We start from the raw sequence: 19,128 nt of genomic DNA, 5'->3' as shown, positions 1-19,128 counted from the left end.
CAACAAACCCCTACCCCACAAACGGAAAAACCCGGCACAAGGCCGGGTTCTTCACCGAATTACGGGTGTTGCGCGTCGATTATTCTTCGACGGCTTCAGCCACGGCAGCCGGACGGTCGACCAGTTCGACGTAGGCCATCGGAGCGTTGTCGCCAGCGCGGAAGCCGCACTTCAGCAGACGCAGGTAGCCACCCGGACGGGTCGCGTAGCGCGGGCCCAGGATGGTGAACAGGTTGCCCACGGCTTCGTTGTCACGCAGACGGGCGAAGGCCAGACGACGGTTGGCGACAGAATCGACCTTGGCCAGGGTGATCAGCGGCTCGGCGACGCGGCGCAGTTCCTTGGCCTTCGGCAGCGTGGTCTTGATCAGCTCGTGCTTGAACAGCGAGGCAGCCATGTTCTTGAACATAGCTTCGCGGTGGGCGCTGGTGCGGTTGAACTTGCGGCCGGACTTCATGTGACGCATGGACGTGATTCCTTGATTGAATGTTGGATCGGTTGGGTATCGCTGTCGCCATCCTGGCGTTGCTGCTTGGACTGCGGTTGGTCCGATGCCGGCCCTCCTGGCCGACCGTCACCGCAGGCTATGGGCCTGTCGATGCGAGGTACTGCGGGTAAAGCCCCCGCACCCGAAGGTGCGGGGTCAAGCATCTTGCGTAGCGCTGGATCAGCCGAGCATGCCGTGCTGGGCGACACCGGCCGGCGGCCAGTTCTCCAGCTTCATGCCGAGCGAAAGACCGCGCTGTGCGAGGACTTCCTTGATCTCGGTCAGCGACTTCTTGCCGAGGTTCGGGGTCTTGAGCAGTTCCACTTCGGTCTTCTGGATCAGATCGCCGATGTAGTAAATGCTCTCTGCCTTCAGGCAGTTGGCCGAGCGAACGGTCAATTCCAGATCGTCGATCGGGCGCAGCAGCACCGGATCCACGCCGTTGTTGGCCGGCTTGGCAGCACCGCGGTCGCGGTGGGTGAAGTCACCGAAGACCGACAGCTGATCGCTGAGGATGTCCGCGGCAGTGCGCACGGCTTCCTCGGCATCGATCGTGCCGTTGGTTTCGATGTCCAGCACCAGCTTGTCCAGATCGGTACGCTGTTCGACGCGGGCCGCTTCCACCGAATAGGCGACGCGACGGACCGGCGAGAACGAGGCGTCCAGGACCAGACGACCGATGGCACGGGTTTCTTCATCCGGACGACGACGCGCGGCCGCCGGCTGGTAGCCGAAACCACGCTCGACCTTCAAACGCATATTGATTGCCGTGTCCTTGGTCAGGTGGCAAATGATATGGTCGTTGTTGAGGATCTCGACGTTGTGATCGACCTTGATATCGGCAGCAGACACGACACCCGGACCCTGCTTGGACAGCGACACGGTTGCGTTGTCACCGGTATGCATACGGATCGCCACGTCCTTCAGGTTGAGCAGGACTTCAAGCACGTCCTCCTGCAAGCCTTCAAGAGTGGTGTACTCGTGCAGCACGCCGTCGATCTCAACTTCCGTGATGGCGAAGCCCGGGATGGACGACAGCAGCACGCGACGCAGGGCATTGCCCAGCGTATGCCCGTAACCACGCTCCAAGGGTTCGATAACGACCTTGGCGCGGGTGTCGGTAAGGCGTTCGATCTGCGGACCGCGAGGACGCAGAACCTGGTTGGCGGTAACCGTCATGTTGCGGGTTCTCCTAGTGAATCCCCGGCCGTCGCCGGGGATTCTCCAATGTGAATTACTTCGAATACAACTCGACGATCAGCGCTTCGTTGATATCCGCAGGCAGGTCCGCACGATCCGGAACCGCCTTGAAGATGCCGGCGAACTTGCCGGAATCCACTTCAACCCACGACGGACGCAGGTCGTGCGTGGCCGACACGGTCAGGGCTTCCTGAACGCGCAGCTGCTTGGCAGCCTTCTCGGACAGCGCAACAGCGTCGCCAGCCTTGACCTGGTAAGAAGCCAGGTTGACCGACTTGCCGTTCACGGTGACACCGCGGTGCGAGACCAGCTGACGGGCAGCCGGACGGGTCACAGCGAAGCCCATGCGGTAGACAACGTTGTCCAGGCGGGTTTCCAGCAGCTGCAGGAGGTTCTCGCCGGTGTTGCCCTTCTTGGTCGAGGCCTTCTTGTAGTAGTTGCGGAACTGACGCTCCAGCAGACCGTAGATACGCTTGACCTTCTGCTTTTCGCGCAGCTGGGTAGCGTAGTCGGACAGCTTGCCCTTACGGGCAGTGGCGCCGTGCTGGCCGGGCTTCTGCTCCAGCTTGCACTTGGAGTCCAGCGCACGCGCCGGGCTCTTGAGGGAAAGGTCGGCGCCTTCGCGGCGGGCGAGCTTACAGGTAGGACCGATATAACGAGCCATTTCTTATCGCTCCTTTAGACGCGACGCTTCTTCGGCGGACGGCACCCGTTGTGCGGGATTGGCGTCACGTCGATGATGTTGGTGATCTTGTAGCCCACATTGTTCAGCGAGCGCACGGCCGACTCACGACCCGGACCCGGGCCCTTGATGCGGACTTCCAGGGACTTGACGCCGTAGTCGAGCGCGGCACGGCCGGCCTTCTCGGCAGCCACCTGGGCAGCGAACGGGGTGGACTTGCGCGAACCGCGGAAGCCAGCGCCACCGGAGGTCGCCCACGAAAGAGCGTTGCCCTGACGGTCGGTGATGGTCACGATGGTGTTGTTGAAAGAAGCGTGGACGTGGGCGACGCCGTCAGTGACGACGCGCTTGATCTTCTTCTTGGTCTTAGCGACGGGCTTAGCCATTTCTTAGGTCCCTTACTTCCTGATCGCCTTGCGCGGGCCCTTGCGGGTGCGGGCGTTGGTACGGGTGCGCTGGCCACGCAGCGGAAGACCGCGACGGTGACGCAGACCGCGGTAGCAGCCCAGATCCATCAGGCGCTTGATCGCGATACCGATTTCACGGCGCAGATCGCCTTCCACGATGTACTTGGCCACTTCCGAGCGCAGACGCTCGATTTCCGGCTCCGACAGATCGCGGATCTTGGTGGTCGAGGTAACGCCTGCGGCGTCGCAGACCTTCTTCGAACGGGTACGGCCGATGCCGTAAATGCTTTGCAACCCGACCCAGACGTGCTTCTGGGCTGGCAGGTTGACGCCTGCAATACGCGCCATGACGCGGTTCTCCAGCTGAGTGATGGCCGACAGCGCACCATGGGGCGCGCCAATCCGGCAGGATGGATCAAAAAAGTGAACTAGCGATACTAACAAGGTTCCGGTTTACTTGGAAGCCCGTGAAACACAAGGTTTCACGAACTTGGCCCAGGGAGTGTGCCCAGGCTCCGGCGCCGGATCAGGTTGACCCCAGGAAATGGCACCTTGATGCCCTTCCCGGTGACGCCCGCGCTACTCCCGCGCGGGACCACCCGATCTCACCCCCACCCGGAACCGCTGCGGGGGCCGCCCTTCGTTTGTGTGGCCAGGTCCGCGAAGCGGAGGACCATCACGTCAGGAAGACGAAAGTGTAACAGGCTTATCAGCCGCGGGCAAAACCGCCGCGATTGCCGCCCTTCAGGTTGGCCTTTTTCAGCAGGCTCTCGTACTGGTGCGACATCAGGTGCGCCTGGATCTGCGCAATGAAGTCCATCACCACCACCACCACGATCAGCAGCGAGGTGCCACCGAAGTAGAACGACGCGCCCAGCTGGGTGCGCATGATTTCCGGCAGCAGGCAGACGATCACCAGGTACAGCGAACCGGCGGCGGTCAGGCGGGTCAGCACGGCGTCGACATAGTCGGCCGTCGCCTTGCCCGGACGGATGCCCGGAATCAAGGCGCCCGACTTCTTCAGGTTGTCCGCGGTTTCCTGCGAGTTGAACACCAGCGCGGTATAGAAGAACGCGAAACCGGTGATCAGCGCGGCGAAGACGATCATGTGCAGCGGCTCGCCCGGACCCAGCGCGTTGGCGACCTTCTGCAGCCAGGTGGCCGAACTGGCCTGGCCGGACCACATGGCCAGGGTGGTGGGGAACGCCAGGATCGACGAGGCGAAGATGGCCGGGATCACGCCCGCCATGTTCAGCTTCAACGGCAGGAACGAAGTCTGGTTCATGTACGCGTTGCGACCGCCCTGGCGGCGCGCGTAGTTCACCGTGATCCGACGCTGGCCACGCTCGACGAACACCACGAAGTAGGTGAAGGCCAGCACCACCAGCACGATCAGCAGCAGCGCGATGAAGCTCATGTTGCCGTCACGGTAGGCTTCCACGGTGTGGATGACCGCGCCCGGCAGACCGGCCACGATGCCGGCGAAGATGATCAGCGAGACGCCGTTGCCGATGCCACGCTCGGTGACCTGCTCGCCAACCCACATCAGGAAGATCGTACCGGCGGTCAGCGCAACGATGGCGGTGAGCACGAAGCCCATGCCCGGGGCGTACACAACCGGCGCGCCGCTCGGCGACAGCTGGTTCTGCAGCGCCAGCGCGATGCTGCCGCCCTGCACCACGGCCAGCAACACGGCCCCGATGCGGGAATATTGGGTGATCTTGCGACGGCCCGACTCACCTTCCTTCTGCATTGCCTTCAATGCCGGGAAGATATGGACCGCCAGCTGCATCACGATGGACGCCGAGATGTACGGCATCACGTTCAGCGCAAAAATGCTGAAACGGTGCAGGGCGCCGCCCGAGAACATGTTGAACATGTCCACGATGCCGCCGCCCTGCGCCTGCATGAGCGCAAGCATGGCATCGGGATTCACGCCCGGCACCGGCACATAACAGCCGATGCGATAGACGATCAATGCCCCGATGACGAACAGCAGACGCTGGCGAAGTTCCGTGAACTTGCCGAGCCCGCCGCCGAGGTTACCAATGCCAGCTTGCGCCATGTCTTACTCCTGTACGCTGCCGCCGGCAGCTTCGATCGCGGCCTTGGCACTGGCCGTTGCAGCGACGCCCTTCAGGGTGAACGCCTTGGTGACGTCGCCCTTCATGACAATCTTGGCACGCTTTGCGGAGCTCGGGACCAGCTTGGCAGCGCGCAGCGCGGCAAAGTCGATCTCGCCGGCTTCCAGGCGTTCCAGCTGGTAGGACAGGACTTCAGCGGTGTCCTTGGCAATCTTGGAACGGAAACCGACCTTCGGCAGACGACGCTGCATGGGGGTCTGGCCGCCTTCGAAGCCCGCCTTGATCTTGCCGCCACCCTTGCGGGCGAACGAACCCTTGTGGCCGCGGCCGCAGGTCTTGCCCAGGCCGGAGCCGATACCACGACCGACGCGGGTACGCTCTTTGCGAGCGCCCGGTGCCGGGCTCAATTCATTCAGATGCATGGTCATTGGATTATTCCTCAACCTTGACGAGGTAGTGGACCTTGTTGATCAGGCCGCGAACCTGCGGGCTGTCCTTCAGTTCACGAACATCGTTGAGCTTGCCCAGACCCAGCGCACGCACCGACAGGCGATGACGCGCCTGGGCACCACGCAGGCCGCGAACCAGACGAACCTTGACGGTCTTGGTGGTGTCATTAGCCATGGTTGAGATCCTCCACCTTCTTGCCGCGCTTGGCCGCGATGCGGGCCGGCGACTGCATTTCGCTCAGACCCTTCAACGTGGCGCGAACCAGGTTGATCGGGTTGCGCGAACCAACGGCCTTGGCCAGCACGTTCTTGACGCCAACGGCTTCCAGCACGGCGCGCATGGCACCACCGGCAATCACACCGGTACCTTCGGAGGCCGGCATCATGAACACGCGGGCTGCGCCGTGGCCGGACTTCACCGGGTGCCACAGGGTACCGTTGTTCAGATCGACGTCGGCCAGGTTCTTGCGGGCCTGCTCCATCGACTTCTGGATGGCGACCGGCACTTCGCGTGCCTTGCCGTAGCCGAAACCGACCTTGCCTGCGCCGTCACCGACCACGGTCAGTGCGGTGAAGGTGAACTGACGACCACCCTTGACGGTCTTGCTGACGCGGTTGACCGCGACCAGCTTTTCGATCATGCCGTCGTCGACTTTCTCTTCGCGGTTACGGTCGCGATCGCGACCCCGCTGCTGACGTTCTTCTGCCATGTTGATTCCTTGATTGATTGAGTATGTACGGCTCGAGGCCGCTTATAGCTGTGAAGTGGTGCGGTGAATCGTTCGCCCCTGCAGAAGAAGGACGTCGCCCGGCGCAACCCGCGCCGGCAGGCAGGTGAAGGCAGGGCTGTGCCCTGCCCCCGAATCCCTTAGAACTGCAGGCCGCCTTCGCGGGCTGCGTCGGCCAGTGCCTTGATGCGGCCGTGGTAGCGGTAGCCCGAGCGGTCGAAAGCGACCTTCTCGATGCCCGCAGCCTTGGCGCGCTCGGCGACCAGCTTGCCCACCTTGGCGGCGGCGTCGCTGTTCTTGCCGTTCTTCAGGCCTTCCTTGACGTCGGCCTGGGTGGTGTTGGCAGCCGCCAGCACCTTGGAGCCATCGGCGGTGAAGACCTGGGCGTACAGGTGCTGACCGGTGCGCAGCACCGACAGACGCGGCACGCCGAGAACGCGGATGTGTGCACGGGTCGACTTGGCGCGACGCAGGCGGGCGATGTTCTTGTTGATGCTCATGATTTGAGTTCCTTGAAAGCTGAAGTGAAGCGGGCTTTTGCTTTGAGGAACCCAGCGATTGACCGCCGGGTTCCCGTGGAAGTTCCCGCGCCTGATTAGGCCTTCTTGGCTTCCTTACGAATGATGACTTCGCCGGCGTACTTCACACCCTTGCCCTTGTAGGGCTCCGGCGGACGGTAGCCACGGATCTTGGCAGCCACTTCACCGACCTGCTGCTTGTCAGCGCCCTGGACCAGCACTTCGGTCTGGGTCGGGGTGGTGATGGTGATGCCTTCCGGGGCCACGAACACGATCGGGTGCGAGAAACCGAGGGACAGGCTCAGGTCCTTGCCCTGCATCGCGGCGCGGTAACCCACGCCGACCAGCTCGAGCTTGCGCTCGAAACCGTCGGTGACGCCCTTGACCATGTTGGCCAGGATGGCGCGCACGGTACCGGTCAGTGCGATCAGGCTCTCGTCGTTGGCGGCCAGGGTGGCCACGCCGTTGTCGACGGTGATTTCAACGCCAGCAACCTTGGGCAGCGACAGGGTGCCCTTGGGGCCCTTCACGCTGACGGATTCCGGCTGGATGTTCAGTTCAACGCCCTTGGGCAGGTTGACCGGCTTCTTGGCTACGCGGGACATAGTTGGTTCCTTCTCGCCTTAGGCCACGAAGCACAGGACTTCGCCGCCGACGCCCAACTGGCGCGCCTGCGCATCAGTCATGATGCCCTTGGAGGTGGAGATGATGGAGATGCCCAGGCCGTTGAGGACCTTCGGCAGCTCAGACTTGCCACGGTACTGGCGCAGGCCCGAACGCGAGAAGCGCTTCAGGGTCTCGATGACCGGCTTGCCTTCGAAATACTTCAGGACGATTTCAAGCTCGGCCTTGTTGTTCTCGATCTTGGTCACGCGCAGGTCGGTGATGTAGCCTTCGGCCTTCAACACTTCTGCGATTGCAACCTTGATCTTGGAGGACGGTGCCTTCACCGTCTGCTTGCCTACCGCGGCCGCATTCTTGATGCGTACCAGCAGGTCGGCGATGGGATCAGTCATGCTCATAGTCGATACCTTTGAGTGCACCGATATCCGCTTTCGCGAAAATCTTGCTGTGTTCCTGGGATGGGCCAGAACCCTTGTTACCTGTTCAGCGGGCCAACGGTCCGCTCTGCGCCAGCCCCGGTGACGGAGCAAGACGCGGAAGTATACGGCAAAAAGAGCCCGACTTGCGTCGGACTCCTTAATTGGGAACAAACCTGAACAACCGGTCGCCCCCCCCTGCCCCACACCCAGGGGATGCGGGGCAGGTTCCGGGACGAATCCCTTACCAGCTGGCCTTGCGCAGGCCCGGCACGTCGCCACGCATGGTGGCTTCGCGCAGCTTGTTGCGGCCGAGGCCGAACTTGCTGTAGACGCCACGCGGGCGGCCGGACAGTTCGCAGCGGTTGCGGTGGCGGCTCGGCGACGAATCGCGCGGCAGCTTCTGCAACTTCACGACAGCGTCGGCCTTGTCGGCGTAGGAAGCGGTCGGGCTGGAGATGATCTTCTTCAGCTCTTCACGCTTGCCAGCGAACTTGACGGCCAGCTTGGCGCGCTTCAGATCGCGGTTGACCATGGAGGTCTTTGCCATTTCAGTTTCCTCGACGTATCAGTTACGGAACGGGAACTTGAACGCTGCGAGCAGCGCCTTCGCTTCCGCGTCGGTCTTGGCGGTGGTGGTGATGGCGATATCCATGCCGCGGATCGCGTCGACAGCGTCGAAGTCGATTTCCGGGAAGATGATCTGTTCCTTCACACCCATGTTGAAGTTGCCGCGACCGTCGAAGGAACGACCCGAGACACCACGGAAGTCGCGCACGCGCGGCAGCGAGATGTTGATCAGGCGGTCCAGGAACTCATACATCTTTTCACGACGCAGCGTGGTCTTGCAGCCGATCGGCCAACCATCGCGGATCTTGAACGAAGCCACCGAGACGCGGGACTTGGTCACGATCGGCTTCTGGCCGGAGACCTTGGCCATGTCGGCGACGGCATTTTCCAGGATCTTCTTGTTCGTGGCTGCTTCGCCGACACCCATGTTCAGGGTGACCTTGACCAGCTTCGGAACCTGCATCGGATTGGTGTAGCCGAACTGCTTCATCAGCGCCGGCACCACTTCTTCCTTGTAGAACTTTTCGAGACGGGTATTCATCAGCGCATCCTCAGGCGTCGAGCGCCTCACCGCTGGAGCGGAACACACGCAGTTTGCGTCCATCCTCCAGCACCTTGAAACCAACGCGTTCGCCCTTGCCCGAAGCCGGGTTCAGCACATTCACGTTGGAGATATGGATCGACGCTTCACGCTCGACCACGCCGCCGGCAACGCCTGCCTGCGGGTTCGGCTTGGTGTGGCGCTTGACGATGTTCACGTTGGCGACGATCACACGATCGCCGTCGACGCGGACGACTTCGCCCTGCTTGCCCTTGTCCTTGCCGGTGTTGACGACGACCTGGTCGCCCTTCTTGATACGGTTAGCCATGATTATCTCCTGTCGCTCACAGCACTTCGGGAGCGAGCGAGACGATCTTCATGAACTTCTCGGTACGAAGTTCACGCGTCACCGGTCCGAAGATGCGGGTGCCGATCGGCTCTTGCTTGTTGTTGAGCAGGACCGCGGCGTTGGCGTCGAAACGGATCAGCGAACCGTCGGCGCGACGCACACCCTTGCGGGTACGCACCACGACGGCGTCGAACACTTCACCCTTCTTGACCTTGCCGCGCGGGATCGCATCCTTCACGGTGACCTTGATGATGTCACCGATGTGGGCGTAGCGACGCTTGGAGCCGCCCAGCACCTTGATGCACATCACTTCCTTGGCACCGGAATTGTCCGCGACCTCGAGGTAGCTCTGCATCTGGATCATGATTCAGATCTCCTTATTCAGCCGCACGCGTGATGACTTCCACCACGCGCCAGTTCTTGGTCTTGGACATCGGAGCAATCTCGGTCACGCGGACGACATCGCCTTCGTTGCAGGCATTGTCGGCGTCGTGGGCGTGCAGCTTGGTCGAACGCTTGATGTACTTGCCGTACAGGGCGTGCTTGACCAGGCGTTCCACCAACACGGTGACCGTCTTGTCCATCTTGTTGCTGACGACACGGCCTTCGACCGTGCGCAGCGCTTTGTTTTCAGTATTGTCGCTCATCGCGGCCATCCTTACTTGGTGCTGCCGAGCAGGGTCTTGACGCGAGCAATCTCGCGGCGGACCCGGCGGGTTTCGTGAGTCTTCGGCAGCTGGCCAGTAACCTGCTGCATACGGAGCGAGAACTGCTCCTTACGCAGGTCGGTCAGGTGGGCCTTCAGATCGTCAGCCGACTTTTCGCGAAGTTGTTTGATATCCATTACATCACCGTCCGGGTCACGAAGGTGGTGGTCACGGAGAGCTTGGCAGCTGCCAGGCGGAACGCCTCGCGAGCCACGCTTTCATCCACACCTTCAATTTCATAGATCATGCGGCCGGGCTGGATCTGGGCTACCCAGTACTCCACGTTGCCCTTACCAGAACCCATTCGAACTTCGATGGGCTTCTTGGTGATCGGCTTGTCGGGGAACACTCGGATCCACATCTTGCCGCCGCGCTTGACGTAGCGGCTGATCGAGCGGCGAGCCGCTTCGATCTGACGCGCGGTCAGCTGACCATGAGCGGTTGCCTTCAGGCCGTATTCGCCGAAGCTGACAGCGTTGGCGCTCCAGCTCAGGCCATCGTTACGGCCCTTGTGTACCTTGCGGTATTTGGTTCGCTTGGGTTGCAACATTGCCGTTACCTCGCTTCACGAGCCGGGCGCTGACGGTCACCGCGGTCGCCGCGATCGTTACGATCGTTGCGCGGGGAATCGTCCTGCTTTTCCTGGCCAACCTGGGAGAAATCGAAAACCTCGCCCTTGTAGATCCAGACCTTGATGCCGATGATGCCGTAGGTCGTCTTGGCTTCAGCGAAGCCATAGTCGATGTCGGCACGCAGCGTGTGCAGCGGCACGCGGCCTTCGCGGTACCACTCCGAACGGGCGATTTCTGCACCGTTGAGGCGGCCACCGACGTTGACCTTGATGCCCAGGGCACCCAGGCGCATCGCGTTGCCGACCGAGCGCTTCATGGCGCGGCGGAACATGATGCGACGCTCCAGCTGCTGCGCGATCGACTCGGCAACCAGCTGTGCGTCCAGCTCGGGCTTGCGCACTTCGGTGACGTTGATGTGCGCCGGAACGCCCATCATCTCGCTCACTTCCTTACGCAGCTTTTCGATGTCCTCACCGCGCTTGCCGATCACCACGCCCGGACGGGCGGTGTGGATCGTCACGCGAGCGGTCTTTGCCGGACGCTCGATAAGGATCTTGCTGATGCCGGCCTGCGCAAGCTTCTTGCGCAGCATTTCCCGCACCTTCAGGTCGGCCGCCAGGTAACCAGCGAACTCGCCCTTGTTGGCGTACCACTTGGAGTTCCAGTCCTTGGAAATACCGAGGCGGATACCAATCGGATGAACTTTATGACCCATGGTGTTTTCCTTTCCGCTTACTTGCCGGCGCCCACAACCACAGTGATGTGGCTGGTGCGCTTGAGGATGCGGGTGCCGCGGCCTTTCGCCCGCGCCATGAAACGCTTCAGGGTCGGACCTTCATCTACCATGATGGTCTGAACCTTCAGCTCGTCGACGTCGGCGCCCTGGTTGTTTTCGGCATTTGCGATAGCCGACTCCACCACCTTCTTGATCAGGTGGGCAGCCTTCTTGTCCGAAAACTTCAGCAGGTTGACCGCACGCTCGGCCGGCAGGCCGCGCACCTGGTCAGCGACCAGGCGGGCTTTCTGCGCAGAGATGCGCGCGGAGCGCAGGATTGCTTTCGCTTCCATTGTCATCTCTCCTTACTTGCCCGACTTCTTGTCACCACCGTGACCCTTGAAGGTCCGGGTGATGGCAAATTCGCCGAGCTTGTGGCCGACCATGTTCTCGTTGACGAGCACCGGAACGTGGTTCTTGCCGTTATGAACGGCGATGGTGATGCCTACCATTTCCGGCAGGATCATCGAACGGCGCGACCAGGTCTTGATCGGCTTCTTGCTACCCGCAGCGGCCTCCACCTTCTTGACGAGGTGGTGATCGACGAACGGGCCCTTCTTGAGTGAACGTGCCATGGTCGATTAGCCCCTACGATCGCGGACGATGAATTGCTGGGTGCGCTTGTTCTTGCGCGTCTTGTAACCCTTGGTCGGAACACCCCACGGGGTGACCGGATGCGGATTACCCTGGCCGGCCTTCGCCTCACCACCACCGTGCGGATGGTCAACCGGGTTCATGGCAGCACCACGAACGGTCGGGCGGACACCGCGCCAGCGCTTGGCGCCAGCCTTGCCCAGCTTTTCCAGGTTGTGTTCGTCGTTACCGACTTCACCGATGGTGGCGCGGCACTCGACCGGCACCTTACGCATTTCACCCGAGCGCAGGCGCAGGGTGGCGTAGATACCTTCACGAGCGACGAGCTGCACGGCGGCGCCGGCGGCACGCGCGATCTGAGCACCCTTGCCCGGCTTCAGTTCGATGCCGTGGACAGTGGTACCGACCGGGATGTTGCGCAGCGGCAGCGTGTTACCGGTCTTGATCGGCGCATCCGAACCCGCGATCACCTGGTCACCGGCCTTCAGGCCCTTCGGTGCGATGATGTAGCGGCGTTCGCCGTCGACGTAGCACAGCAGGGCGATATGGGCGGTGCGGTTCGGATCGTATTCGATGCGTTCCACGCGCGCCGGAATGCCTTCCTTGTTGCGCTTGAAGTCGATGACACGGTAGTGCTGCTTGTGGCCACCACCAACGTGACGGGTGGTGATGCGGCCGTGGTGGTTACGACCACCGGACTTGCTCTGCGGCTCCAGCAACGCTGCGTGCGGTGCGCCCTTGTGCAGATCGGGCGTAACCACGCGCACGGCCGAACGGCGGCCGGGGGAAGTGGGCTTGAATTTCATCAATGGCATGGGATGGACCTCAGGCCTTGGCCGTTACATCGATGGACTGGCCATCGGCGAGACGCACGTATGCCTTGCGCCAATCGCCGCGACGGCCGGTGCGGTTACGGAAGGACTTGTTCTTGCCCTTCACGTTCAGCACGTTGACCGACTCGACCTTGACATCGAACAGCTGCTCAACCGCGGCCTTCACATCGGCCTTGGTCGCTTCGTTCGACACTTCAAAGACATACTGGTTGGAATGTTCCTGCAGGCGCGCGGTCTTTTCGGAGACTCGCGGAGCGCGAAGAACGCTGAAGATTTTCTCGTTGGCGCTCATGCCAGCCACTCCTCGACCTTCTTGACCGCGTCAGCGGTGATGACGACCGTGTCGGCACCGACCAGCGACACCGGGTCCAGGCCCTGCACGTCACGCACTTCCACGTAGGGAATGTTGCGCGCCGACAGGTACAGGTGCTCGGAAGCATCTTCGGTGACGATCAGCGGACGCTTGCCCACTTCCAGGCCGGCCAGCTTGGCGATCAGAGCCTTCGTGTTGGTCGCTTCGACATCGAAGGACTCCACGATGGTCAGACGGCCCTGACGGTTCAGCTCGGACAGGATCGCGCACATGGCTGCACGGTACTGCTTGCGGTTGACCTTCTGCTCGAAGCTGCGCGGCTTGGCCGCGAAGGTGACACCGCCGCCGACGAAGATCGGAGCCGTCAGTGCGCCATGACGCGCGCCGCCGCCCTTCTGCTTCTTCGACTTCTTGGTGGTACCAGCCACTTCAGAGCGAGTCTTCTGTGCCTTGGTGCCGGCGCGGCCGGCGTTGCGATAGGCGACAACGACCTGGTGAACCAGATCTTCGCTGAAATCGCGACCGAACACGGCGTCGGAGACCGAGACCTTGTTATTGCTACCCGTGATAACGAGTTCCATCGTCATCTCTCCTTATGCCTTGCTCGCCGGACGGACGATCACGTCGCCACCCGCCGCGCCAGGAACGGCGCCGCGAACCGCGATCAGACCGCGCTCGACGTCGACCTTGACAACTTCCAGGTTCTGGGTGCTCTGCTGCACCGAGCCCATGTGACCGGACATCTTCTTGCCCGGGAACACGCGACCTGGCGTCTGGCGCTGACCCAGCGAACCCGGCGCGCGATGCGACAGCGAGTTGCCGTGGGTAGCGTCACCCATACGGAAGTTGTAGCGCTTGATGGTGCCCTGGAAGCCCTTACCCTTGGTGACACCCTGGACGTCGACGATCTGGCCGACTTCAAAGATGTCCGCCTTGACTTCGCCACCGACGGCGAAATCGCCGAGCTGGGCGTCTTCAACGCGGAATTCCCACAGGCCACGGCCCGCGTCGACCTTCGCCTTGGCGAAGTGACCGGCTTCCGGCTTGTTGACCAGGGCAGCGCGACGCGCGCCGACGGTCACCTGCACGGCGCTGTAGCCGTCGGATTCGACGGTCTTGATCTGCGCGATGCGGTTGGGGGTAGCTTCAATCAGGGTTACCGGGATGGCCTGGCCATCTTCGGTGAACACGCGGCTCATGCCAGCCTTGCGGCCCACGAAGCCCAACGAATATTTCTTCGTCATGGTCGTAGTCCTCAGGTCAGCTTGATCTGAACGTCGACGCCGGCAGCCAGTTCGAGCTTCATCAGCGCGTCCACGGTCTTGTCGTTCGGGTCAACGATATCGAGCACGCGCTTGTGCGTGCGGGTCTCGTACTGGTCACGCGCGTCCTTGTCGACGTGCGGGGAAACGAGAATGGTGTAACGCTCGATCTTGGTCGGCAGGGGGATCGGGCCACGCACTTGCGCGCCGGTCCGCTTTGCCGTTTCTACGATCTCGCTGGCCGAACGGTCGATCAAACGATGATCGAACGCCTTCAGCCGAATCCGGATCTTTTGGTCCGCCATGACGGTGGGTTCCTTCGTTAAAAGAGCGACGGACAAGGCCTCTGGGTTGCCTTGTCCCATGAATATCCTGAATGCAGACGCCGCACATTCCCGTGCGGCGACAAGATCTTTCCGTAGACCTCAAAAATCGAGGCAGACCGGTCTCCCGATCTGCCCAGACAAAAAGTATAGCGCGCATACAACGCGGCGGTCAACAGGGGACCTGTTGACACTGCCTGAATGGCGCGACCCTTCCTGGTCCGGGGAACACGAGGTGCGTCCTGCGCCTCTTTTCCCATTTAGTTCCGCCCCGATGCCCTACCCAGGCAACATCGGGGCGAAGATTCTAGCAGATTACGCCAGGATCTTGGAGACCACGCCGGCACCGACGGTACGGCCGCCTTCGCGAATCGCGAAGCGCAGACCTTCGTCCATGGCGACCGGGTTGATCAGGGTGACAACCATCTTCACGTTGTCGCCCGGCATCACCATTTCCACACCTTCCGGCAGTTCGCAAGCGCCGGTGATGTCGGTGGTACGGAAGTAGAACTGCGGACGGTAGCCCTTGAAGAACGGGGTGTGACGGCCGCCCTCGTCCTTCGACAGCACGTACACTTCGGCGTCGAACTGGGTGTGCGGCTTGATCGAACCCGGCTTGGCCAGCACCTGGCCACGCTCGACGTCGTCACGCTTGGTGCCGCGCAGCAGCAGACCGGCGTTGTCGCCTGCCTGACCCTGGTCGAGCAGCTTGCGGAACATTTCCACGCCGGTGACGGTGGTCTTCTGGACCGGACGGATACCGACGATTTCGATTTCTTCGCCGACCTTGATCACGCCGCGCTCGATACGACCGGTCACCACGGTGCCGCGGCCCGAGATCGAGAACACGTCTTCCACCGGCATCAGGAACGGCTTGTCGATGTCACGCTCCGGGGTCGGGATCCAGCTGTCGAGAGCTTCGACCAGCTTGATCACGGCCGGCACGCCGATATCGCTCTGGTCGCCTTCCAGCGCCAGACGGGCCGAACCCGCGATGATCGGGGTGTCGTCGCCCGGGAAGTCGTACTTGCTCAGCAGCTCGCGGACTTCCATTTCGACCAGTTCCAGCAGCTCGGCATCGTCCACCATGTCGGCCTTGTTCAGGAACACGACGATGTACGGCACGCCGACCTGGCGCGACAGCAGGATGTGCTCGCGGGTCTGCGGCATCGGGCCGTCAGCAGCGGAGCAGACCAGAATCGCGCCGTCCATCTGGGCGGCACCGGTGATCATGTTCTTGACGTAGTCAGCATGGCCCGGGCAGTCCACGTGGGCGTAATGACGCTCGGTGGATTCGTACTCGACGTGCGCGGTCGAGATCGTGATGCCACGTGCCTTTTCTTCCGGCGCGGCGTCGATCGCGGAGTAATCCTTGAACTCGCCACCGAAGCGCTCGGCACCGATCTTGGTCAGTGCAGCGGTCAGCGTGGTCTTGCCGTGATCGACGTGACCGATGGTGCCGACGTTGACGTGCGGCTTGGTGCGCTCGAACTTACCCTTTGCCATTGTTGTAACCCTTGAATGTCAGAAAGAAAGAGATTGAGACCTGAGCTTACGCTCAGGACTTCTTGATCACGGTTTCAGCGATGTTCGACGGAGCCGGCTCGTAATGGTCGAATTCCATCGTGAACGTCGCGCGACCCTGGGTCTGCGAACGCAGCGAGGTGGCGTAACCAAACATTTCACCCAGCGGGATCATCGCGTTGATGATCTCGGCCGAACCGTCACCGGTCACGCTCGAACCCTGCAGCATGCCGCGACGACGGCTCACGTCGCCCATCACGTCACCCTGATAGTCGCTCGGGGTCACGATCTCGACCTTCATGATCGGCTCCAGCAGGACCGGCTTGGCCTTCTGGAAGCCCTGCTTGAAGGCCATCGAGGACGCGAGCTTGAACGCCATTTCCGAGGAGTCGACGTCATGGTACGAGCCGAACACCAGCTTCACCTTGACGTCCACGACCGGGAAGCCCGCCAGCGGACCGCTGGTGATGGTTTCGCGCAGGCCCTTTTCGATCGACGGGATGAATTCCTTCGGAATCACGCCACCGGTGATGTCGTTGATGAACAGGAAGTCGTCCTTGATCAGCGGCCCGATCTTCGGATCGGCACGGTCTTCAGCGGTGATCGGCGACAGCTCGATCACGACGTGACCGTACTGACCCTTACCACCGGACTGCTTGGCGTGCTTGTAGTCCGACTTGACATCGGCCAGCTGGATGGTTTCGCGGTACGCAACCTGCGGCTTGCCGACGTTGGCTTCAACGTTGAACTCGCGCTTCATGCGGTCAACGATGATGTCCAGGTGCAGCTCGCCCATGCCGGAGATGATGGTCTGGCCGGATTCTTCGTCGGTCTTGACGCGGAACGACGGATCTTCCTGAGCCAGACGGCCCAGCGCCAGACCCATCTTTTCCTGGTCGGACTTGGTCTTCGGTTCGACGGCCATCGAGATGACCGGCTCCGGGAACACCATGCGCTCCAGGATGATCGGGTGGTCCTGCGAGCACAGGGTGTCACCGGTGGTCGTGTCCTTCAGGCCCACGGCCGCGGCGATGTCACCGGCCAGCACTTCCTTGATTTCTTCACGATCGTTGGAGTGCATCTGCAGGATGCGGCCGATGCGCTCCTTCTTGCCCTTCACCGAGTTCAGCAGCTGGTCGCCAGCGTTCAGCGTGCCCGAATAGACACGGAAGAAGGTCAGCGCGCCCACGAACGGGTCGGTGATGATCTTGAACGCCAGGGCCGAGAACGGGGCCTTGTCGTCGGACTTGCGGCTCAGCGCAACGGTTTCATCGTCGACGTCGGTACCGGTCACGTCCGGCACGTCGATCGGCGACGGCAGCAGCTGCACCACGCCGTCCAGCATGGCCTGCACGCCCTTGTTCTTGAACGCAGAACCGCAGTACATCGGCACGATGTCGGTGGCCAGGGTGCGCACGCGCAGGGCCTCGACGATTTCGGCCTCGGTCAGCTCTTCGCCGCCCAGGTACTTTTCCATCAGCTCTTCGCTGGCTTCAGCCGCGGCTTCGATCATGTAGGTGCGGGCCTCGTCGGCCTCCGCCTGCATGTCGGCCGGGATCTCCAGGTACTCGAACTTCATGCCCTGCGAGGCTTCATCCCAGTGGATGGCCTTCATCTTGATCAGGTCGACCACGCCCTTGAAGCCTTCTTCAGCGCCGATCGGCAGCTGCATCGGCACGGCGACGGCGCCCAGCTTGGCCTTCAGCTGGCCAACGACCTTGGTGAAGTTGGCACCGGTGCGGTCCATCTTATTGACGAAGGCAATGCGCGGCACCTTGTACCGGTTGGCCTGGCGCCACACGGTTTCGGACTGCGGCTGCACGCCACCGACGGCGCACAGCACGAACACAGCACCGTCGAGCACGCGCAGCGAGCGCTCTACTTCGATGGTGAAGTCGACGTGTCCGGGGGTGTCGATGATGTTGAAGCGATGCTCCGGCAGGGACTTGTCCATGCCCTTCCAGAACGCGGTGGTCGCAGCGGACTGGATCGTGATGCCACGCTCCTGCTCCTGCTCCATCCAGTCCATGGTGGCAGCGCCGTCGTGCACTTCACCGATCTTGTGGCTCTTGCCGGTGTAGAACAGGATGCGCTCGGACGTGGTGGTCTTGCCGGCATCGATGTGAGCCATGATGCCGAAGTTACGGTAACGCTCGATGGGAGTGGTGCGGGCCACGGGAGCCTCTCAATTTCTTGGAATTCGGATGGCCGAACGCCGCCTTTCGGCGGCCTTCGGATTGGCGCGGCACCCCAGGTGCCGCGAAGCGGCACTAATACGTAGTACCGCTCTGCCTGTTTTGCAAGGCCGTCAAACTCACCAGCGGTAGTGGGCGAATGCCTTGTTGGCTTCGGCCATGCGGTGGGTTTCTTCGCGCTTCTTGATGGCGCCGCCACGGTTCTCCGAGGCGTCCAGCAGTTCGGCAGCCAGCTTCTTCGGCATGGTGTTTTCACCACGCTTACGCGCCGAGTCGATCAGCCAACGCATGGCCAGGGCCATCTTGCGCGACGAACGCACTTCGACGGGCACCTGGTAGGTGGCACCACCGACGCGGCGGGACTTGACTTCGACCGACGGAGCCACGTTGTCCAGAGCCTTCTGCACCAGCTCGACGGAGTTCGGGTTCTTTTCGCCGATCACGTCCATGGCACCGTAGACGATCTTTTCAGCGACCGACTTCTTGCCGCTCAGCATCACCATATTGATGAAGCGTGCGATGGTTTCACTTCCGTGCTTCGGATCCGGCAGGACAGAGCGCTGCGGCGTATTACCTTTACGAGACATGTGTACTTTCCCTTAGCTCTTCGGACGCTTGGCGCCGTACTTGGAACGGCCCTGGCGACGCTTGGCAACGCCGGAGGCGTCCAGCGAGCCACGCACGGTGTGGTAACGCACACCCGGCAGATCCTTGACGCGACCGCCACGGATCAGGACCACGGAGTGCTCCTGCAGGTTGTGGCCTTCGCCGCCGATGTAGCTAATCACTTCTTCCTGGTTGGTCAGGCGAACCTTGGCAACCTTGCGAAGCGCCGAGTTCGGCTTCTTCGGAGTGGTGGTGTACACGCGCGTGCAGACGCCACGGCGCTGGGGGCACTTATCGAGGGCCGGGGAGGCACTCTTATAAGTGGTTGCCTGCCGCGGCTTGCGGACAAGCTGATTGATCGTCGCCATC

General features: G+C 62.0%; 31 protein-coding genes. All 31 read right to left on the bottom strand.

Going from position 1 to position 19,128, the window contains the following annotated elements; genetic code table 11:
• Nucleotides 1-79: 79 nt before the first annotated feature.
• The 31 genes from rplQ to rpsL all read right to left on the bottom strand — a co-directional run bounded on the left by rplQ (nucleotide 80) and on the right by rpsL (nucleotide 19,127).
• Complete coding sequence (gene rplQ, locus GQ674_RS02640; RefSeq protein WP_038690259.1) at nucleotides 80-466, bottom strand: 50S ribosomal protein L17; 387 nt, start codon at nucleotides 464-466, stop codon at nucleotides 80-82.
• Between the two features lie 201 nt (nucleotides 467-667).
• Nucleotides 668-1,666 carry a DNA-directed RNA polymerase subunit alpha gene (gene rpoA / locus GQ674_RS02635; protein WP_159495854.1) on the bottom strand — a complete coding sequence of 333 codons (999 nt, stop codon included), beginning with the start codon at nucleotides 1,664-1,666 and terminating at the stop codon, nucleotides 668-670.
• A 55-nt stretch (nucleotides 1,667-1,721) separates the two neighbouring features.
• Nucleotides 1,722-2,351 (bottom strand): 30S ribosomal protein S4, encoded by a 630-nt coding sequence (rpsD, locus tag GQ674_RS02630; RefSeq protein ID WP_038690262.1) that lies wholly within the window; start codon nucleotides 2,349-2,351, stop codon nucleotides 1,722-1,724.
• Between the two features lie 14 nt (nucleotides 2,352-2,365).
• Nucleotides 2,366-2,755, bottom strand: a complete 390-nt coding sequence (gene rpsK / locus GQ674_RS02625) for a 30S ribosomal protein S11 (RefSeq protein WP_017355427.1) — start codon at nucleotides 2,753-2,755, stop codon at nucleotides 2,366-2,368.
• A 12-nt stretch (nucleotides 2,756-2,767) separates the two neighbouring features.
• Nucleotides 2,768-3,124 carry a 30S ribosomal protein S13 gene (rpsM, locus tag GQ674_RS02620; RefSeq protein ID WP_017355426.1) on the bottom strand — a complete coding sequence of 119 codons (357 nt, stop codon included), beginning with the start codon at nucleotides 3,122-3,124 and terminating at the stop codon, nucleotides 2,768-2,770.
• A gap of 361 nt (nucleotides 3,125-3,485) precedes the next feature.
• Nucleotides 3,486-4,841 carry a preprotein translocase subunit SecY gene (gene secY, locus GQ674_RS02615; protein ID WP_038690265.1) on the bottom strand — a complete coding sequence of 452 codons (1,356 nt, stop codon included), beginning with the start codon at nucleotides 4,839-4,841 and terminating at the stop codon, nucleotides 3,486-3,488.
• A 3-nt stretch (nucleotides 4,842-4,844) separates the two neighbouring features.
• Nucleotides 4,845-5,288, bottom strand: coding sequence for a 50S ribosomal protein L15 (gene rplO / locus GQ674_RS02610; protein ID WP_128095569.1), 444 nt, complete (start codon nucleotides 5,286-5,288; stop codon nucleotides 4,845-4,847).
• Between the two features lie 4 nt (nucleotides 5,289-5,292).
• Complete coding sequence (gene rpmD / locus GQ674_RS02605) at nucleotides 5,293-5,484, bottom strand: 50S ribosomal protein L30 (protein ID WP_038690275.1); 192 nt, start codon at nucleotides 5,482-5,484, stop codon at nucleotides 5,293-5,295.
• Nucleotides 5,477-6,019, bottom strand: a complete 543-nt coding sequence (rpsE, locus tag GQ674_RS02600; RefSeq protein ID WP_038690276.1) for a 30S ribosomal protein S5 — start codon at nucleotides 6,017-6,019, stop codon at nucleotides 5,477-5,479. The genes rpmD and rpsE overlap by 8 nt, the downstream gene beginning before the upstream one ends.
• A gap of 158 nt (nucleotides 6,020-6,177) precedes the next feature.
• Nucleotides 6,178-6,537, bottom strand: coding sequence for a 50S ribosomal protein L18 (gene rplR, locus GQ674_RS02595; protein ID WP_038690277.1), 360 nt, complete (start codon nucleotides 6,535-6,537; stop codon nucleotides 6,178-6,180).
• Nucleotides 6,538-6,632: 95 nt separating this feature from the next.
• Complete coding sequence (gene rplF, locus GQ674_RS02590) at nucleotides 6,633-7,160, bottom strand: 50S ribosomal protein L6 (protein WP_128095570.1); 528 nt, start codon at nucleotides 7,158-7,160, stop codon at nucleotides 6,633-6,635.
• Between the two features lie 18 nt (nucleotides 7,161-7,178).
• Nucleotides 7,179-7,577, bottom strand: a complete 399-nt coding sequence (gene rpsH, locus GQ674_RS02585) for a 30S ribosomal protein S8 (RefSeq protein ID WP_019186156.1) — start codon at nucleotides 7,575-7,577, stop codon at nucleotides 7,179-7,181.
• A gap of 262 nt (nucleotides 7,578-7,839) precedes the next feature.
• Nucleotides 7,840-8,145 carry a 30S ribosomal protein S14 gene (gene rpsN, locus GQ674_RS02580; RefSeq protein ID WP_038690281.1) on the bottom strand — a complete coding sequence of 102 codons (306 nt, stop codon included), beginning with the start codon at nucleotides 8,143-8,145 and terminating at the stop codon, nucleotides 7,840-7,842.
• Between the two features lie 18 nt (nucleotides 8,146-8,163).
• Nucleotides 8,164-8,706 carry a 50S ribosomal protein L5 gene (rplE, locus tag GQ674_RS02575; RefSeq protein WP_038690283.1) on the bottom strand — a complete coding sequence of 181 codons (543 nt, stop codon included), beginning with the start codon at nucleotides 8,704-8,706 and terminating at the stop codon, nucleotides 8,164-8,166.
• A gap of 10 nt (nucleotides 8,707-8,716) precedes the next feature.
• Nucleotides 8,717-9,034 carry a 50S ribosomal protein L24 gene (gene rplX, locus GQ674_RS02570; protein ID WP_017355416.1) on the bottom strand — a complete coding sequence of 106 codons (318 nt, stop codon included), beginning with the start codon at nucleotides 9,032-9,034 and terminating at the stop codon, nucleotides 8,717-8,719.
• A 16-nt stretch (nucleotides 9,035-9,050) separates the two neighbouring features.
• Nucleotides 9,051-9,419, bottom strand: a complete 369-nt coding sequence (gene rplN, locus GQ674_RS02565) for a 50S ribosomal protein L14 (RefSeq protein WP_038690286.1) — start codon at nucleotides 9,417-9,419, stop codon at nucleotides 9,051-9,053.
• A 13-nt stretch (nucleotides 9,420-9,432) separates the two neighbouring features.
• Nucleotides 9,433-9,702, bottom strand: coding sequence for a 30S ribosomal protein S17 (gene rpsQ / locus GQ674_RS02560; RefSeq protein ID WP_038692463.1), 270 nt, complete (start codon nucleotides 9,700-9,702; stop codon nucleotides 9,433-9,435).
• An 11-nt stretch (nucleotides 9,703-9,713) separates the two neighbouring features.
• Nucleotides 9,714-9,899, bottom strand: a complete 186-nt coding sequence (rpmC, locus tag GQ674_RS02555) for a 50S ribosomal protein L29 (protein ID WP_017355413.1) — start codon at nucleotides 9,897-9,899, stop codon at nucleotides 9,714-9,716.
• A complete protein-coding gene (gene rplP, locus GQ674_RS02550) occupies nucleotides 9,899-10,312 on the bottom strand; it encodes a 50S ribosomal protein L16 (protein WP_017355412.1) in 414 nt (137 codons plus the stop codon). Before rplP ends, rpmC begins: the two co-directional genes overlap by 1 nt.
• Nucleotides 10,313-10,317: 5 nt before the next feature.
• A complete protein-coding gene (gene rpsC, locus GQ674_RS02545) occupies nucleotides 10,318-11,049 on the bottom strand; it encodes a 30S ribosomal protein S3 (protein WP_038690288.1) in 732 nt (243 codons plus the stop codon).
• Between the two features lie 17 nt (nucleotides 11,050-11,066).
• Nucleotides 11,067-11,402, bottom strand: coding sequence for a 50S ribosomal protein L22 (gene rplV / locus GQ674_RS02540; RefSeq protein ID WP_017355410.1), 336 nt, complete (start codon nucleotides 11,400-11,402; stop codon nucleotides 11,067-11,069).
• Nucleotides 11,403-11,414: 12 nt separating this feature from the next.
• Nucleotides 11,415-11,684 carry a 30S ribosomal protein S19 gene (gene rpsS / locus GQ674_RS02535; RefSeq protein ID WP_017355409.1) on the bottom strand — a complete coding sequence of 90 codons (270 nt, stop codon included), beginning with the start codon at nucleotides 11,682-11,684 and terminating at the stop codon, nucleotides 11,415-11,417.
• A 6-nt stretch (nucleotides 11,685-11,690) separates the two neighbouring features.
• Nucleotides 11,691-12,518, bottom strand: a complete 828-nt coding sequence (gene rplB, locus GQ674_RS02530; RefSeq protein WP_038690292.1) for a 50S ribosomal protein L2 — start codon at nucleotides 12,516-12,518, stop codon at nucleotides 11,691-11,693.
• A 10-nt stretch (nucleotides 12,519-12,528) separates the two neighbouring features.
• Complete coding sequence (gene rplW, locus GQ674_RS02525; protein WP_038690294.1) at nucleotides 12,529-12,828, bottom strand: 50S ribosomal protein L23; 300 nt, start codon at nucleotides 12,826-12,828, stop codon at nucleotides 12,529-12,531.
• A complete protein-coding gene (gene rplD / locus GQ674_RS02520) occupies nucleotides 12,825-13,430 on the bottom strand; it encodes a 50S ribosomal protein L4 (RefSeq protein ID WP_038690296.1) in 606 nt (201 codons plus the stop codon). The genes rplW and rplD overlap by 4 nt, the downstream gene beginning before the upstream one ends.
• Before the next feature lie 12 nt (nucleotides 13,431-13,442).
• Entirely contained in the window at nucleotides 13,443-14,093 is a 651-nt protein-coding gene (rplC, locus tag GQ674_RS02515; RefSeq protein WP_128095572.1) for a 50S ribosomal protein L3, read from the bottom strand.
• 11 nt (nucleotides 14,094-14,104) lie between these two features.
• A complete protein-coding gene (gene rpsJ / locus GQ674_RS02510; RefSeq protein WP_010341589.1) occupies nucleotides 14,105-14,416 on the bottom strand; it encodes a 30S ribosomal protein S10 in 312 nt (103 codons plus the stop codon).
• Between the two features lie 333 nt (nucleotides 14,417-14,749).
• Entirely contained in the window at nucleotides 14,750-15,940 is a 1,191-nt protein-coding gene (gene tuf, locus GQ674_RS02505; RefSeq protein WP_159495853.1) for an elongation factor Tu, read from the bottom strand.
• Between the two features lie 52 nt (nucleotides 15,941-15,992).
• Complete coding sequence (fusA, locus tag GQ674_RS02500) at nucleotides 15,993-18,134, bottom strand: elongation factor G (RefSeq protein ID WP_159495852.1); 2,142 nt, start codon at nucleotides 18,132-18,134, stop codon at nucleotides 15,993-15,995.
• 138 nt (nucleotides 18,135-18,272) lie between these two features.
• Nucleotides 18,273-18,740 (bottom strand): 30S ribosomal protein S7, encoded by a 468-nt coding sequence (gene rpsG, locus GQ674_RS02495; protein WP_017356009.1) that lies wholly within the window; start codon nucleotides 18,738-18,740, stop codon nucleotides 18,273-18,275.
• A gap of 12 nt (nucleotides 18,741-18,752) precedes the next feature.
• A complete protein-coding gene (gene rpsL / locus GQ674_RS02490) occupies nucleotides 18,753-19,127 on the bottom strand; it encodes a 30S ribosomal protein S12 (RefSeq protein ID WP_017356008.1) in 375 nt (124 codons plus the stop codon).
• Nucleotide 19,128 lies beyond the last annotated feature (1 nt).

The sequence above is a fragment of the Stenotrophomonas sp. 364 genome (genome assembly GCF_009832905.1).
GTDB lineage: Bacteria > Pseudomonadota > Gammaproteobacteria > Xanthomonadales > Xanthomonadaceae > Stenotrophomonas > Stenotrophomonas maltophilia_AP.
This window is presented reverse-complemented; position numbering and strand designations above follow the sequence as displayed.

Bases quoted from the DNA above. Each gene is read 5' to 3' on its own strand.
- rplQ (WP_038690259.1), bottom strand. From the start codon at position 466: ATGCGTCACATGAAGTCCGGCCGCAAGTTCAACCGCACCAGCGCCCAC.
- rpoA (WP_159495854.1), bottom strand. From the start codon at position 1,666: ATGACGGTTACCGCCAACCAGGTTCTGCGTCCTCGCGGTCCGCAGATC.
- rpsD (WP_038690262.1), bottom strand. From the start codon at position 2,351: ATGGCTCGTTATATCGGTCCTACCTGTAAGCTCGCCCGCCGCGAAGGC.
- rpsK (WP_017355427.1), bottom strand. From the start codon at position 2,755: ATGGCTAAGCCCGTCGCTAAGACCAAGAAGAAGATCAAGCGCGTCGTC.
- rpsM (WP_017355426.1), bottom strand. From the start codon at position 3,124: ATGGCGCGTATTGCAGGCGTCAACCTGCCAGCCCAGAAGCACGTCTGG.
- secY (WP_038690265.1), bottom strand. From the start codon at position 4,841: ATGGCGCAAGCTGGCATTGGTAACCTCGGCGGCGGGCTCGGCAAGTTC.
- rplO (WP_128095569.1), bottom strand. From the start codon at position 5,288: ATGACCATGCATCTGAATGAATTGAGCCCGGCACCGGGCGCTCGCAAA.
- rpmD (WP_038690275.1), bottom strand. From the start codon at position 5,484: ATGGCTAATGACACCACCAAGACCGTCAAGGTTCGTCTGGTTCGCGGC.
- rpsE (WP_038690276.1), bottom strand. From the start codon at position 6,019: ATGGCAGAAGAACGTCAGCAGCGGGGTCGCGATCGCGACCGTAACCGC.
- rplR (WP_038690277.1), bottom strand. From the start codon at position 6,537: ATGAGCATCAACAAGAACATCGCCCGCCTGCGTCGCGCCAAGTCGACC.
- rplF (WP_128095570.1), bottom strand. From the start codon at position 7,160: ATGTCCCGCGTAGCCAAGAAGCCGGTCAACCTGCCCAAGGGCGTTGAA.
- rpsH (WP_019186156.1), bottom strand. From the start codon at position 7,577: ATGAGCATGACTGATCCCATCGCCGACCTGCTGGTACGCATCAAGAAT.
- rpsN (WP_038690281.1), bottom strand. From the start codon at position 8,145: ATGGCAAAGACCTCCATGGTCAACCGCGATCTGAAGCGCGCCAAGCTG.
- rplE (WP_038690283.1), bottom strand. From the start codon at position 8,706: ATGAATACCCGTCTCGAAAAGTTCTACAAGGAAGAAGTGGTGCCGGCG.
- rplX (WP_017355416.1), bottom strand. From the start codon at position 9,034: ATGGCTAACCGTATCAAGAAGGGCGACCAGGTCGTCGTCAACACCGGC.
- rplN (WP_038690286.1), bottom strand. From the start codon at position 9,419: ATGATCCAGATGCAGAGCTACCTCGAGGTCGCGGACAATTCCGGTGCC.
- rpsQ (WP_038692463.1), bottom strand. From the start codon at position 9,702: ATGAGCGACAATACTGAAAACAAAGCGCTGCGCACGGTCGAAGGCCGT.
- rpmC (WP_017355413.1), bottom strand. From the start codon at position 9,899: ATGGATATCAAACAACTTCGCGAAAAGTCGGCTGACGATCTGAAGGCC.
- rplP (WP_017355412.1), bottom strand. From the start codon at position 10,312: ATGTTGCAACCCAAGCGAACCAAATACCGCAAGGTACACAAGGGCCGT.
- rpsC (WP_038690288.1), bottom strand. From the start codon at position 11,049: ATGGGTCATAAAGTTCATCCGATTGGTATCCGCCTCGGTATTTCCAAG.
- rplV (WP_017355410.1), bottom strand. From the start codon at position 11,402: ATGGAAGCGAAAGCAATCCTGCGCTCCGCGCGCATCTCTGCGCAGAAA.
- rpsS (WP_017355409.1), bottom strand. From the start codon at position 11,684: ATGGCACGTTCACTCAAGAAGGGCCCGTTCGTCGATCACCACCTCGTC.
- rplB (WP_038690292.1), bottom strand. From the start codon at position 12,518: ATGCCATTGATGAAATTCAAGCCCACTTCCCCCGGCCGCCGTTCGGCC.
- rplW (WP_038690294.1), bottom strand. From the start codon at position 12,828: ATGAGCGCCAACGAGAAAATCTTCAGCGTTCTTCGCGCTCCGCGAGTC.
- rplD (WP_038690296.1), bottom strand. From the start codon at position 13,430: ATGGAACTCGTTATCACGGGTAGCAATAACAAGGTCTCGGTCTCCGAC.
- rplC (WP_128095572.1), bottom strand. From the start codon at position 14,093: ATGACGAAGAAATATTCGTTGGGCTTCGTGGGCCGCAAGGCTGGCATG.
- rpsJ (WP_010341589.1), bottom strand. From the start codon at position 14,416: ATGGCGGACCAAAAGATCCGGATTCGGCTGAAGGCGTTCGATCATCGT.
- tuf (WP_159495853.1), bottom strand. From the start codon at position 15,940: ATGGCAAAGGGTAAGTTCGAGCGCACCAAGCCGCACGTCAACGTCGGC.
- rpsG (WP_017356009.1), bottom strand. From the start codon at position 18,740: ATGTCTCGTAAAGGTAATACGCCGCAGCGCTCTGTCCTGCCGGATCCG.
- rpsL (WP_017356008.1), bottom strand. From the start codon at position 19,127: ATGGCGACGATCAATCAGCTTGTCCGCAAGCCGCGGCAGGCAACCACT.